This window comes from Halorubrum sp. B53, from assembly GCF_059752395.1.
The window spans coordinates 257,459-270,036 of sequence record NZ_MWTH01000006.1 but is presented as its reverse complement, the minus strand read 5'-3'; the positions used below and the strand labels follow the sequence as shown (position 1 = coordinate 270,036).

15 protein-coding genes and 1 tRNA gene are annotated in these 12,578 nt (G+C 69.6%); 12 read left to right on the top strand and 4 right to left on the bottom strand.

What is annotated here, in order from left to right:
- Positions 1–137 precede the first annotated feature (137 nt).
- From B4V06_RS06585 to ftsY, 7 genes are all read left to right on the top strand, one after another.
- Entirely contained in the window at positions 138–1,256 is a 1,119-nt protein-coding gene (locus B4V06_RS06585) for a M20 family metallopeptidase (protein WP_498168503.1), read from the top strand.
- Between the two features lie 93 nt (positions 1,257–1,349).
- A complete protein-coding gene (locus B4V06_RS06580) occupies positions 1,350–1,502 on the top strand; it encodes a 50S ribosomal protein L39e (RefSeq protein ID WP_004050128.1) in 153 nt (50 codons plus the stop codon).
- Positions 1,503–1,781, top strand: coding sequence for a 50S ribosomal protein L31e (locus B4V06_RS06575; RefSeq protein WP_123114693.1), 279 nt, complete (start codon positions 1,503–1,505; stop codon positions 1,779–1,781).
- Position 1,782: 1 nt separating this feature from the next.
- Positions 1,783–2,448: a translation initiation factor IF-6 gene (locus tag B4V06_RS06570; protein WP_123114692.1), complete on the top strand. Its 666-nt coding sequence runs from the start codon at positions 1,783–1,785 to the stop codon at positions 2,446–2,448.
- Between the two features lie 243 nt (positions 2,449–2,691).
- A complete protein-coding gene (rpl18a, locus tag B4V06_RS06565; RefSeq protein WP_094523821.1) occupies positions 2,692–2,868 on the top strand; it encodes a 50S ribosomal protein L18Ae in 177 nt (58 codons plus the stop codon).
- Complete coding sequence (gene pfdA, locus B4V06_RS06560) at positions 2,868–3,323, top strand: prefoldin subunit alpha (RefSeq protein WP_498168659.1); 456 nt, start codon at positions 2,868–2,870, stop codon at positions 3,321–3,323. The genes rpl18a and pfdA overlap by 1 nt, the downstream gene beginning before the upstream one ends.
- Positions 3,324–3,331: 8 nt before the next feature.
- Positions 3,332–4,462 (top strand): signal recognition particle-docking protein FtsY, encoded by a 1,131-nt coding sequence (gene ftsY, locus B4V06_RS06555; protein WP_123114690.1) that lies wholly within the window; start codon positions 3,332–3,334, stop codon positions 4,460–4,462.
- 36 nt (positions 4,463–4,498) lie between these two features.
- Here ftsY and B4V06_RS06550 read toward each other — a convergent pair whose 3' ends face one another.
- On the bottom strand, positions 4,499–6,115 hold the full coding sequence (locus B4V06_RS06550; protein WP_498168495.1) for a long-chain-fatty-acid--CoA ligase: 1,617 nt from the start codon (positions 6,113–6,115) through the stop codon (positions 4,499–4,501).
- Between the two features lie 130 nt (positions 6,116–6,245).
- Here B4V06_RS06550 and B4V06_RS06545 point away from each other — a divergent pair, with 130 nt between their 5' ends.
- The 4 genes from B4V06_RS06545 (at position 6,246) to B4V06_RS06530 (ending at position 8,648) form a co-directional block, all read left to right on the top strand.
- Entirely contained in the window at positions 6,246–6,455 is a 210-nt protein-coding gene (locus tag B4V06_RS06545) for a hypothetical protein (RefSeq protein ID WP_123114688.1), read from the top strand.
- Between the two features lie 131 nt (positions 6,456–6,586).
- Positions 6,587–6,661 (top strand) — tRNA-Met (locus B4V06_RS06540).
- Between the two features lie 118 nt (positions 6,662–6,779).
- A complete protein-coding gene (locus tag B4V06_RS06535) occupies positions 6,780–7,391 on the top strand; it encodes a translation initiation factor IF-2 subunit beta (protein WP_123114687.1) in 612 nt (203 codons plus the stop codon).
- Positions 7,392–7,472: 81 nt separating this feature from the next.
- Complete coding sequence (locus B4V06_RS06530) at positions 7,473–8,648, top strand: M24 family metallopeptidase (protein ID WP_498168492.1); 1,176 nt, start codon at positions 7,473–7,475, stop codon at positions 8,646–8,648.
- Position 8,649: 1 nt separating this feature from the next.
- Here the strand turns inward: B4V06_RS06530 and B4V06_RS06525 are convergent, their stop codons facing one another.
- The 3 genes from B4V06_RS06525 to B4V06_RS06515 form a co-directional block, all read right to left on the bottom strand.
- Positions 8,650–8,802, bottom strand: a complete 153-nt coding sequence (locus B4V06_RS06525; RefSeq protein WP_498168490.1) for a hypothetical protein — start codon at positions 8,800–8,802, stop codon at positions 8,650–8,652.
- A 114-nt stretch (positions 8,803–8,916) separates the two neighbouring features.
- Positions 8,917–11,286 carry an ATP-dependent DNA helicase gene (locus tag B4V06_RS06520; protein WP_498168487.1) on the bottom strand — a complete coding sequence of 790 codons (2,370 nt, stop codon included), beginning with the start codon at positions 11,284–11,286 and terminating at the stop codon, positions 8,917–8,919.
- 89 nt (positions 11,287–11,375) lie between these two features.
- On the bottom strand, positions 11,376–12,032 hold the full coding sequence (locus B4V06_RS06515) for an HAD family hydrolase (RefSeq protein ID WP_123114684.1): 657 nt from the start codon (positions 12,030–12,032) through the stop codon (positions 11,376–11,378).
- Between the two features lie 94 nt (positions 12,033–12,126).
- Between B4V06_RS06515 and B4V06_RS06510 the strand changes: the two genes are divergently transcribed.
- Positions 12,127–12,570 (top strand): TIGR00725 family protein, encoded by a 444-nt coding sequence (locus B4V06_RS06510; RefSeq protein WP_123114683.1) that lies wholly within the window; start codon positions 12,127–12,129, stop codon positions 12,568–12,570.
- Positions 12,571–12,578 lie beyond the last annotated feature (8 nt).

Genomic DNA, 12,578 nt, shown 5'->3' with positions numbered 1-12,578 from the left:
GCGTCCCTCGCACGCGCTGCTCGGCCGCGAGGCGGCCTCGCAGGCGCGCGCCGACCGCCCCCACGATGACCCGTGATGAGAACCCGTACCGTCTGCTCACCACCGCGATTTAATTCGGTGACCGCCCAGACACGCACATGGACGAACTCGCGGATCTGACCGAAGAGCTGGTCGCCATCCCCTCCCACGAGGACGAGACCGACGCCGGCGACGCGATCGAGGAGTGGCTCCGCGCGGAGACCGACGCGCGGGTCGAGCGCGACGCGGTCGGTAACGTGATCGCTTATAAAGGTTCAACCGACGATCCCGACGCCGACACCCTCGCCTTCGTCGGCCACCACGACGTGGTCCCGCCGGCCGAGCGCCAGACGGCCGGGGAGGGGAACGCGGGCGAGTACGTCGTCGAGCGCCGCGACGGCCGAATTTACGGCCGCGGCGCGGCCGACATGAAGGGTGCGGTGGCGGCCTGCATGCTCGCGTTCCGGGACGCCGAGCCACCGGTCGGCCGCGAGCTGGCGGTCGCCTCGTTCGTCGGCGAGGAGGTCGGCGGGACCGGCGCGCGCCACGCGATCGAGGCGGGGTTCGCCCCCGACCGCGCGGTCGTCGCCGAGGGGTCGACGGACTACTCGAAGCCGGGCGTCACCGACGTGGTCGTCGCGCATAAGGGCCGGCGGGCGTCGACGCTCGTCGCGCACGGGACCGCGGCGCACGCCTCCGAGCCCGAGCGCGGCGAGAACGCGATCTACCGCGCTAGCGACGCGATCGACGTCGTCCGCGACCTCGACGCCCCGGCGGCGACCGTCTTCGGCGAGTCCGTGGCCGGGTCGCTCGCGGTCACGATCGTCGAGGGCGGCGAGACGTGGAACGTGATCCCGGAGCGCTGCGAGGTGACGATCGACGAGCGAACGGTGCCGGGCGACCGCGCCGACCTCGCCCGCGCCGCCGAGGCGGTCCCGGGCGTCGAGTGGGAGATCGAGCAGGACCTCCCGCCGATGGCCTGCGGCGACGACGCGTTCGCGGAGGCGACGCTCGCGGTCGCCCGGGACGTCCACGACGACCTGGGGCTTGACGCGCCGGAACACGTCGTCAAGCCGCACGCGACCGACGCGGGCTGGCTCGCCGAGGCGGGCACCGACCCCCTCGTCTGCGGGGCTTCCGAGCCGGGCGAGGCGCACACCGATACCGAGAGCGTCGGGATCGACGTCCTCGACCGCTGTTACCGCATCTATACGGGCGTCGCCGAGCGGTCGTTCTGAGCGGGCGCGACCGGGCCGCGTCCGATCCGTCTACGCCGCGAGCGGCACGGTATGGAAGGGGTTTTATGCGCCCCGCGGAAACTGTGGGCTACTATGGGAGACAAATCGAAGGCTCAAAAGAAGCGTCTGGCGAAGGCGGAGCGCCAGAACACCCGCGTCCCCGCGTGGGTCATGATGAAGACGGACATGAACGTGACGCGAAACCCCAAGCGGCGCAACTGGCGCCGGAACGACCTGGACGAATAAATGAGCACCAGCGACTTCGAGGAGCGCGTCGTCACCGTCCCGCTCCGCGACGCCAACGACAAGCCGGTACAGGAGCGCGCCGACTTCGCGATGCGGATCGTCCGCGAGCACCTCGCGCAGCACTTCTCCGTCGACGAGGACGACGTCGTCATCGACACCTCGGTCAACGAGGCCGTCTGGGCGAACGGGCGCGAGAACCCGCCGAGCAAGATCCGCGTCCGCGCGGCTCGGTTCGTCGAGGACGGCGAGCCCGTCGTCGAAGCCGAGTACGCCGAGTAACGTGTTACGGGCGACCTTCACCGGCTCGTCGTACGTGGGCGTGTTCGCCCGCGCGATCGACGACCTCCTGTTGGTCCGGCCGGACGTCGACGAGGAGCTCGCCGAGTCGCTCGGCGAGGAGCTGGGAGCGGAGCCCCTCCTCACGACGGTCGGCGGCGCCAACACCGTCGGCTCCCTCGCGACGGGCAACGAGAACGGCATTCTCGTTTCCGCGCGGGCGACCGAACGGGAGAAAACGCGGATCGCCGAGGCCGCCGACCGCGAGGTGGGCGAGCTCCCCGGCGAGATCAATGCGGCCGGCAACGTCGTCCTCGCGAACGACTACGGCGCCTACGTCCACCCGGATCTCCCGCGCGAGTCGATCGTGACGATCAGGGATACTCTCGGCGTCCCCGTGGAACGCGGCGATCTCGGCGACGTCCGCACGGTCGGGACGGCGGCGGTCGCCAACGACACGGGCGTGCTCTGTCACCCCAAGTCGACCGAGTCGGAACTGCAGGCGGTCGAGGAGGCGCTCGACGTGCGCGCCGACCTCGGCACGGTCAACTACGGCGCGCCGCTCGTCGGCTCCGGGCTCGTGGCCACCGACGAGGGGTACGTCGTCGGCGAGGACACCACCGGTCCCGAGCTGGGCCGGATCGAGGAGACGCTCGGTTTCATCGACTGACTCCCGGCGTCGCCGACCCTTCGGCTCTCGGTTCTCCCGCTCTCTCACGGACCGACCGCGAGACGAGCGCGGCCTGTCTGCCTGTCTGTCCGTCAGCGAACACGCCAGCCCTCCTCCGGTCCTGACGCTGCCCTCCTTCCCCCCGAATTCGGGCCCTCCGGCCCGAGCGAATCGGATCCGAACTCGGAGTCGGTTCCTCGCCTTTTAGGAAGATACTTCCCTGTCCCTGCCGGATCGGTGAACATGAGTACCTACACGGTGAGTGGACGGTTCCAGAGTCGAGGCGACTTCCAGCCGTTCACGAAGGAGGTCGAGGCCGAGAACGAGGATCTCGCCCGCGAGCGCATCTACACCACGGTCGGGAGCCAGCACAACCGGAAGCGCACCCAGATCGAGATCGAGGAGGTGTCCGCGGCATGATGGGCGGCGGACAACAGCAGCTCCAGCAGCTCTCCCAGGAACTGCAGGCGCTCGACGAGGAGATCGAGGCCCTCGAAGAAGAGATCGCCGACTACCGCGAGGAGCAGTCCGACATCGACGACGCGGTCGAAGCCATCGAGACCCTCGACACGGGCTCGACAGTGCAGGTCCCGCTCGGCGGCGGCGCCTACGTCCGCGCCGAGGTCCAGGACATCGACGAGATCATCGTCTCGCTCGGCGGCAACTACTCCGCCGAGCAGAGCGAGGGCGACGCCATCGACGTGCTCCGGCGCAAGCAGGAGGCGCTCGACGACCGCATCGAGGAGACGGAAGAAGAGGTCGACGAGCTCGAGTCCGAGAGCGAGGAGCTCGAACAGCAGGCCCAGCAGATGCAACAGCAGATGCAGCAACAGCAGATGCAGCAGATGCAGCAGGGCGAAGGCGGCGAGGAGTAAGGTAGACCGTGTTCGACGGACTGAAAGACAAGCTCTCGGGGTTCCGGAAGGACGTCGAGGAGAGCACCGACGTCGAGGAGCCCGCCGAGGGCGACGAGCCGGACGCCGACGAGACGCCCGCGAGCGACGGCGCCGTCACGGAAGCCGCCGACGTCGGGGAGAGCGCCGGGGAAGGCGCCGCGGTGTCCGCCGCCGCGACTGACGCGGGAGACGGCGACGCGGACGACGACGCTGACGGGTCCGACGACGAACCCAGCACCTTCCAGCGCGCGAAGGCGTTCGCGACCGGCCGGATCATCATCGAGGAGGAGGACTTAGAGGAGCCGCTGTGGAACCTCGAAATGGCCCTCCTCGAGAGCGACGTGGAGATGAGCGTCGCCGAGCAGATCCTCGACACCGTCCGCGAGAAGATGCTCGGGGAGTCGCGCAAGCAGGTCGAGACGACCGGCGAGCTCGTCGAGTCGGCGCTCCACGACGCCCTCCTCGACGTGATCGCCGTCGGGCAGTTCGACTTCGAGGAGCGGATCGCCGAGGCCGACAAGCCCGTCACCATCGTCTTCACCGGCGTCAACGGCGTCGGGAAGACGACGAGCATCGCGAAGCTCTCCGAGTGGCTCGCCGACCGCGGCTACTCCTCCGTCCTCGCGAACGGTGACACCTACCGGGCCGGCGCGAACGAGCAGATCGCGGAGCATGCCGACCGGCTCGACCGGGAGCTCATCTCCCACGACCAGGGCGGCGACCCCGCGGCCGTCATCTACGACGGCGTGGAGTACGCCGCCGCCAACGACGTCGACGTCGTGCTCGGCGACACGGCCGGCCGGCTCCACACGAGCGACGACCTGATGGCGCAACTGGAGAAGATCGACCGCGTCGTCGACCCGGACATGACGCTGTTCGTCGACGAGGCGGTCGCGGGCCAGGACGCCGTGAACCGCGCGAAGGAGTTCAACGACGCCGCCGAGATCGACGGCGCCATCCTGACGAAGGCCGACGCCGATTCCTCGGGCGGCGCCGCCATCTCGGTGGCGTACGTCACCGGGAAGCCGATCCTCTTTTTAGGTACCGGACAGGGATACGACGACCTCACCCTGTTCGACCCCGAGGAGCTCGTCGAGAGCCTGCTCGACGAGGAGTGAGGGCGGTCGGACCGCCTCTTTCCGCTTCGTTCGGCGCTACCCCTCGCCGACCATCCGCTCTTCCTCGTCCCACTCCCGCTCGCGCAGCTCGTACTTCTGGATCTTCCCCGTCGCCGTCGTCGGGAGCTCGGCGACGAACTCCACCTCGCCAGGCGTCTTGTAGTCGGCGACGCGCTCACGCACGAACGTCTTGAGCTCTTCGGACGTCGCGCCAGCGTCGTCGGGGTCGCCGCTCTCCGGGACGACGAACGCCTTGGGGGTCTCGCCCCACCGCTCGTCGGGTGCGGGGATGACGGCCACGTCGGAGACGACGTCGTGCTCGAAGAGGGTGTCCTCCAACTCGATCGAGGAGATGTTCTCGCCGCCGGAGATGATGATGTCCTTCTTGCGGTCCTGGATCGAGACGAAGCCGTCCTCGTCGACGACGGCCAGGTCGCCCATGTGGTAGTATCCCTCCAAGCGCTCGGTGAACGCCTGCTCGGTGGCCTCGGGCTTGTTCCAGTAGCGGTCCATCACCTGGTTGCCGCGGACGACGATCTCGCCGATCGTCTCGCCGTCCGGGGGCACGTCCTCGCCGTCCTCGTCGACGACGCGCACGTCGGTCCCGAGGTAGCCGATCCCCTGCGTCTTCTTCACCGCGAACCGGTCTGGCGAGTCCGCGTCGAAGTGTCGCTTCGCGTCAGAGGTGGTGATCAGGGGCCCGGTCTCGGTCGCGCCGTACACGTGTTTGAGGTCCCAGCCGAACTCCTCCTCGACGGTGCGGATCGTCGCCTCCGGCGGGGCCGCGCCGGCGGTCGCGACCCGCACGTCGTTGTCGCCGGCCGTCGCGCCCCCGTGTTCGGCGTGGTGATCGCCGAGCATGTTGAGCACGGTCGGCGCCGCACAGAAGTAGGAGACGTCCTCCTCGCGGATCCGCTCGAACGCCTCGGCGACGTCGACCCCGCGAGTGCAGATGTGCCGGGCGCCCATGCCCGTGATCGCGTAGATGTGTCCCCAGCCGTTGACGTGGAACATCGGGAGCGTCCAGAGGTAGACGTCGTCATCGGCGATTTCCTGGTGGATCGAGATCAGGTACGCGTGGAGCGTCTCGGCGCGGTGCGTCCGGCAAACCCCCTTCGGGTCGCCGGTCGTCCCCGAGGTGTAGTTGATCGTGATCACCTCGTCCTCGTCCATCTCCGGGCGCTCGTAGGCGTCGGGGTCCGCGGCCGCGAGCGCCTCGTCGAACGACTCCCACTCGCCCGCGACCGCGTCGGCGTCGTTCGTGAGGAAGGTCTCCGTCGGCACCTCGTCGCGGACGGTCTCGATCCGGTCGGCGTACTCGGCGTCGGCGTAGATCGCGTCGACGCCGGCGTCGGAGAGCATGTACGCGAAGTCGTCCGGCGTGAGCCGGTAGTTCAGCGGGGTGTGGACCGCGCCCACCTGCATCGCGCCGTAGGCGGCCTCCAAGTGGTAGTGCGTGTTCGGGTCCAACACCGCGACGCGGTCGCCCTTCTCGATCCCGCGGGATTGGAGGGCGGCGGAGAACCGGTCCGCGCGCTCGCCGAGCTCAGCGTAGGTGTACCGGGTGCCGTCGGTCGCGAGGACGGCCTCCTCGTCGGCGTAGTGCCGTCGCGCCCGGTCCAAGAAGTCCGTCGTCAGTAGCGGTTTTCGCATCAATTTATCACTATTTATGATTGATAAAAGCGTTTGCGGCCGGCGCAAGACGACACGGCCACCACCGCCGCTCCGATCCCCGCCGTCGCGGCGCCGCGGGGTTTTAGCCGCGCGCCCTCGACGGTGGGGTATGAGCGACGGATCCGGTCAATCGGCGGTCACCGGCGGATACGTGGGGCCCATCTCCGGGCTGTTGGCGCTGTGTTTCGCCCTCATGGCGGGACTGACCGCCGGTCGTGCGCTCTCCGGGGACCCCGCCGACGCGGCCCTCCCGGTCGCGTTCGCGCTCGGTGCGGTCCTCGCGATACGATTCCGACAGCGACACGCCGGGACGGAGTGAGTCGACCCGGCGACGGGACCCGGGTTCGGCGGCGTCTTCCGCCGCGATGAGTATATAAATCGTGCGTGGTCGAATCGCACACGGGCGACGGGATCAGAACCCTTAACAGTCGCAACGGGTTTTGATACGATAGCGGGATGGGATAGCCAGGAGATTCCGCCGGGCTCATAACCCGGAGATCGGTAGTTCAAATCTACCTCCCGCTATTTTCTGGCCGAACGCCACGCTCGTAGTGGCGGCTCCGTCTCCCGCCTCGACCCCCTACCTCGCCGCGGCGCTCTCGAACCCGGAAGCGATTTCCGTCGCCCCGGCGTTCCGTCACGTATGGATTACGAATCGAGCCTCGACCGCGCGATGGAGGAGGTACCGGACCTCGGCGGCTCCGACGAGCGGCTGTCGGTGCCCGACCCGGAGACGCAGAAGGACGGCGCGTTCACCCGACTGACGAACCTCTCGGAGATCGCCGACGCCCTGAGCCGCGACCCCGAGCACGTCCACTCGAAGATCCAGCAGGAGCTCGGGACCGCCGGCCAGTACGAGTCGGGCCGCGCCCGCTACAGCGGCAACTTCCGCGAGCGCGACTTCCAGGCCGCGATCGACTCGTACATCGAGTCGTACGTCACCTGCTCGGAGTGCGGCCTCCCCGACACCCGGCTGGAGACCGAGAACCGCACGCCGATGCTCCGGTGTGAGGCGTGCGGGGCCTTCCGACCGGTCGCGAAGCAGAACACCTCGAACACCCAGCGGCAGGAGGAGGCCATCGAGTCGGGCAAGACGTACGAGCTCGAGATCGTCGGCACCGGCCGCAAGGGCGACGGCGTCGCCGAGGTCGGCGAGTACACCGTCTTCGTCCCCGGCGCGCAGGAGGGCGAGACCGTCAAGGCGTACATCAAGAACGTCTCCGGCAACCTCGCGTTCGCCCGCCGCGAGAACTGACCGGCCCGACGCGCCCGTCTTTTCGACTGAGGCCCGTTCCGCTACCCGACCGCTTATTCGCCCGTTCACGGATCGTGAGCCATGGCGACACGACTCCCCGACGCCGCGTTCGAGGACCGGCTCGCGGCGGTCCGCGACCGGCTCGCCGCGACCGACGCCGACGCAGCGACGTGGTTCGGCGCGACCGCGATCGAGTACCTCACCGGCTTCCACCACATCCAGACCGAGCGCCCCGTCGTCCTCGCGGTGACGGCCGACCGGGTCGAGATCACGGTGCCCCGGCTGGAGGTCGAGCGCGTCGAGCCGAACTCCCGGATCGACGCGGTCCATCGCTACTTCGACTACCCCGGCGGCGACCCGATCCGCGTCGCCGTCGATATGCTGGACGGGCTCGACGTCGACCGGGTCGCGACCGACGCCGACGGCGCCCCCGGTGTGATGGGGTACGACGGCCCCGCACTCTCCGAGTTCGTCGACGTCGAGACGCAGTCGTGGGTCGACCGCATGCGCTGGGAGAAGTCCGACGCCGAGGTCGACCTGATCCGCGAATCGGCCAAGTGGGCGAACCTCGGGCACCGCTACCTCGCCGACTTCACCGAGCCCGGCGCGCACCCGGTGACCGTCTCCCAGCGCGCGTCGACGGAGGCCTCGCGGGCGATGCTGGACACGTTGGGCGACACGTACAGCGTCCGGACGCGGGGCGACGGCCCCGTCCACGCCGGCTACATCTCCGGGCGGGAGACCGCGCTGCCGCACGGGCACACCCCGAACGAGCGGCTCGCCGAGGGCGACGTCCTCGTGACGGGCGCGACCGCGAACGTCGACGGCTACCGCTCCGAGCTGGAGCGGACGATGTTCGTCGGCGACTACACCGACGAGCAGGCGCACTACTTCGAACTCATGCTGGAGGCGCAGACGCTCGCGATCGACGCGCTTGGCCCGGGCGTCCCGGTGGCCGAAGTCGACGAGGTCGTCTGGGAGTACTTCGAGGAGCAGGGCGTGGCCGACCTCGCGCAACACCACGTCGGTCACAACATCGGGCTCGGCGCCCACGAGCCGCCGTACATCGACCGCGGCTGGGGAGAGCGCTACGACGGCGACGACGCCGTGATGGCGCCCGGGCAGGTGTATACGATAGAGCCCGGGCTCTACGCCGACGAGTACGGGTACCGCCACTCGGACACCGTCGCGATCACCGAGTCGGGCACCGAGACGCTGACGCACTTCCCGCGCGACATCGACGCGAACGTGGTGTGAGCTACCAAACCCGGCCGACGACGATCCGGTGATCGGTCTCCTCGGCGTGTTCTCGCTCTAGGGCCGTCGCCTCGGCGTCGGACTCGAACAGTCGCTCGACGGAGCAGTTCCGGCAGACGACGTGGTACTTCGCTTCGCGCGTTGCTGGTTCCATGACCGGAGCTACGGCTTAGTCCGTCCTAGTTATTCGCCCCATACCGCGTCAAAGGTGCCGTTATCCGGCGTCATCGAGGAGCCTACCGTCGGGATCGGTCGGAACCGTTCGGAGTCAATCGCCGCCGGCGCTCCGCTCGAACCGATCGAGCGCGAGGTCGAGCATGTCCGGGCTCACCGGCTGGTACTCCTCGCGCTCGTGCTCCGGAAGATACTCGCGGACGCTGTTCCACGACTCGCGGGCGTACCGTGCGTCGAGCAAAACGCGCACCCCGCGCTCGTCCGGCCCCCGGATGACGCGGCCGACCGCCTGCCGGGCCTTCCGCACCGCCGGCACCGTGAGCGCCGTCTCGAATCCGGACTCGAACCGGCGGTCGTAGGCGGTGATGACCGCTCGCGTTCGGGGCCGCGCCGTGTTGATGATCGGGACGCCGCAGACGACGGCGGCCGCCAGTCGGTCGCCGCGGTAGTCGACGCCCTCGGTGAGCGTGCCGCGGAGGCTCGTCACGAGCACCTTCCCCTCGCCGGCGAAGAAGTCGTCTTTCAGCGACTCGGTGGCGCGGTCGCCCGACGACTCGTCGAGCAGCACGGGCTTGTCGAGCCGCTCCGAGAGCGACTCGGCCATCCACGTCGCCTCCGCGTAGCTCGGCGTGCCCACGAGGACGTTCCCCTCGCGGGCCGCCACCGCCGCGGTCGAGTCCAAGTGCGCCATCCGGGTGTCGTTCGCCTCGCCCTGCGTGCCGCGGTTCTGGTGGGTGAACTTCGGCGCGTCGACCGCGAAGCTCGCGCGGTTCTCTTCGGGGAAGGAGAGGCCGTACGTCCGTTCGACGACCGGGCGACCCCGCTCCTCGAGGTGGTCGAGCCCGGTCACCTCGCGGAACACGTCCATCGGCTCCAGCGTCGCGCTCATGAGGACGCCGCCGCCGAACTCGGCGAGCCGGTCGCCGATGGGCTCGCTCGGCAGGCAGTTGTACAGCGCGAGGCTCGCGTTGTACGCGCGCCGCCACGAGTCCGGCGGCGCCGTCTCGTCCCACGTCCGTTCGAGGTCGATCGCCCGGAAGAACTCCTCGTGGTCCTCGCGGTACCAGGCGTTGAGGGTGCGCCCGACCCCGGGCGCCGCCCGTTTCTTGTCCTCCTCCTCCAGCGAGTCGAGCACTCGCTTGACCACCGCGCCGACCTGCTGCGCGCGGGCCCAGACGCGATCGCCGTACCCCTCTCGTTTCGCCCACGCCGTGATCTCGTCTTCGGCCGGCTCCTCCGGGTCGCGGAGCGCGACCTCGTCGTCGTCGAGCTCCCGCATCGACGCCCGCCAGTCGGGGCGCTCGCGGTCGAGCCGTTCGGTCACCCAGCGGTCGAGCTCGCCGCGGAGGTCGGCGTAGAACTCGCGGACGGACTCGATCTCGTCGACGGTCACGTCCGCGTCGGCCAGCTCGCCGCGCACGAGCTCCGCGTCGTCCGACTCCGCCCCCGCAGTCTCGAAGGAGAGCGGCTGGACGACGCGGGTGAGCTCGTTCTCGGCGTCGCGGAGGCTGGCGTCGGCGACCGCGTCGCTCACGAGGTCCCGGACGCGGGGCTCCAGCATGTGCGCCTCGTCGCAGACGACGAACGTCGCGTCGTCCAGCAGCGCGCCCGTGAACGTGCCGGTCGTCACCGGATCGAACGCGTGGTAGTAGTTGCCGATCACGACCTCCACTTCGGGGACGAGCGCGCCCATGATCGAGTGAGGGCAGGAGCCGTGGCCGGCGGCGAGCCGGACGAGATCCGTCGGGTCGACGTGGCCGAGTTCGGTCACGTCGAACGGGACCGCCTCCGCGGGGTCGCCGTCCTCCGGGAGGTCGTCGAGGAAGCCGGCGTAGAAGGGGCAGAACTCGGTCCCCTCGTACTCCTCGGTGTCCGGGCGGTAGGGAGTGGGCTCGCCGTCGACGGAGAGGTAGTCGGCGGCCTCGGCGCCGTCATCGGCGGTCCCGCCGCCGGCGCTCCCTCCCGAGTCCATCAGCCCGACCTGCTGGCTCCGCGCCTCGCTCACGAGGTTCGACGTCGTCGTCGCGCCGCCGTCGCCGACGAGGTTCCGGGTGCGCTCGCGGAGCCCCTCGCAGCGCTCGTACACGTTCTCGCGGTCGATCCCGCCCCGGTTCTCGCGGGCGTACGGGCAGACGTCCGCCTTTCCGACGAGCGTGAGCCCCGAGACCGGGTCGTACCCGTCGGGGAGGTCCGCGTTGATCGCGTTCAGGTCCGTCTCGAACTGGCGCAGCTGCTGTTTGACGCTCGTGAGGACGAGGACGCGCTCGAAGTCGGAGTCGGGGTCGCGGACGCGGTCGAGCCCGGCGGTGAGCGCGAGCATCGTCTTGCCGGTCCCGCACGCGCCCTCCAAGGCCAGGAAGCCGCCGTCCTCGGCGGCGTCGACCGCGGCGTCGATCCCGTCGGCCTGCTCCGGGTACGGCTCCTCGTGGCCGAAGATGTCGGCCCACGGCGGGGGGTTCGTCACTGTGGCGGCGTAGCTCCCGATCGGAGTTAAACCTTGAGAGAGCGGCGGCGGGCGGGGGCGTTAACCGGTGTCCCCCTCCCGCGACGCGCCTACCCGACGATGTCGTGCAGGTCGGAGAGCCGGTCGATCTCCCAGGTCGGCCAGACGTTCAGCTCCCAGTCGCGGCGGTGGGGGCGGCGGATGAACGCCGAGTCGATGCCCGCGTTCTCGGCCGCGCGGACGTCGGACTCGTTGTCGCCGACGAACAGGGCGTTGCCGGCGTCGAGGTCGCCGAGCGCCTGCTCGATGTAGTGGGGGTTCGGCTTGCGGAGCTGGAGCGAGTGGATCGTGGGCTCGCGGCCGTACGCGGCGCCGAACCGCTCGAAGCCGTCGAAGTGGTTCACGAGGAAGTCCACGGTCGCCTGCTGGTTCGAGGAGACGATCCCCATCTCCACCTCGAGGCTCTGGAGCTCGTCGAGGTCGTCGTAGGGGGTCTTCCGCCCCTCGCGGGCCTCCTGCTGTTGGGCCTTCGAGACCACGTCGTCGCGGGTCCGCCAGAACGACCCCGGATCGAGGTCGTACGTCTGGCAGACGGTCCCCACGCTGCCGGGGGTCGCACCGATGGTCATGCGCTCTACGTCGTCCGGATCGGGCTCCTCGACGCCGCACTCCTCGAACGCGTTCCGGGTCGCATCCCGGAGCACGTCGAAGCGCGTGCGGCCCACGAGGACACCGTCGTTGTCGAACACGACGGTATCGTACGTCATACAGTCCGGAGTCGCTCAGCACTTAAAAGGGTTTCACCAACGCCGCGACACGACCGCCGGCTCATTTATATACGTCCGTCCCGCGTCCCGCGGTATGCGCGTCAGCGTCATCGGCGGCAGTTCGGTTCCGCCCGAGACGGCGGCGGTCGCCGAGGAATTGGGCGAACGGCTCGCGAACCGTGGCCACACGGTCGTCTGTGGCGGTCTCGGCGGCGTGATGGAAGCGGTCTGTCGGGGCGCGCGGGAGGCCGGCGGCGAGACCATCGGCATCTTGCCGACCGATCGGCGGTCGGACGCGAACCCGCACGTCACGGTGCCGATCGCGACCGGAATGGGCCACGCCCGCAACGCCGTGGTGGTGATGAACGGCGACGCCGCGATCGCGGTCGACGGCTCGCACGGCACGCTCTCGGAGATCGGAATGGCGCTCGCCCACGGACGGGCGGTGGCGGGGATCGACACGCATGACGTGCCGGGCCTGGAAGCGGTGGGATCGCCCGGCGAAGCGGTCGACTACGTAGAGGAGGCGGTCAGATAGAAACGGAC

Bases quoted from the DNA above. Each gene is read 5' to 3' on its own strand.
- B4V06_RS06575 (WP_123114693.1), top strand. From the start codon at position 1,503: ATGAGCACCAGCGACTTCGAGGAGCGCGTCGTCACCGTCCCGCTCCGC.
- B4V06_RS06510 (WP_123114683.1), top strand. From the start codon at position 12,127: ATGCGCGTCAGCGTCATCGGCGGCAGTTCGGTTCCGCCCGAGACGGCG.
- B4V06_RS06515 (WP_123114684.1), bottom strand. From the start codon at position 12,032: ATGACGTACGATACCGTCGTGTTCGACAACGACGGTGTCCTCGTGGGC.
- B4V06_RS06585 (WP_498168503.1), top strand. From the start codon at position 138: ATGGACGAACTCGCGGATCTGACCGAAGAGCTGGTCGCCATCCCCTCC.
- B4V06_RS06525 (WP_498168490.1), bottom strand. From the start codon at position 8,802: ATGGAACCAGCAACGCGCGAAGCGAAGTACCACGTCGTCTGCCGGAAC.
- rpl18a (WP_094523821.1), top strand. From the start codon at position 2,692: ATGAGTACCTACACGGTGAGTGGACGGTTCCAGAGTCGAGGCGACTTC.
- B4V06_RS06580 (WP_004050128.1), top strand. From the start codon at position 1,350: ATGGGAGACAAATCGAAGGCTCAAAAGAAGCGTCTGGCGAAGGCGGAG.
- pfdA (WP_498168659.1), top strand. From the start codon at position 2,868: ATGGGCGGCGGACAACAGCAGCTCCAGCAGCTCTCCCAGGAACTGCAG.
- B4V06_RS06530 (WP_498168492.1), top strand. From the start codon at position 7,473: ATGGCGACACGACTCCCCGACGCCGCGTTCGAGGACCGGCTCGCGGCG.
- B4V06_RS06535 (WP_123114687.1), top strand. From the start codon at position 6,780: ATGGATTACGAATCGAGCCTCGACCGCGCGATGGAGGAGGTACCGGAC.
- B4V06_RS06550 (WP_498168495.1), bottom strand. From the start codon at position 6,115: ATGCGAAAACCGCTACTGACGACGGACTTCTTGGACCGGGCGCGACGG.
- B4V06_RS06545 (WP_123114688.1), top strand. From the start codon at position 6,246: ATGAGCGACGGATCCGGTCAATCGGCGGTCACCGGCGGATACGTGGGG.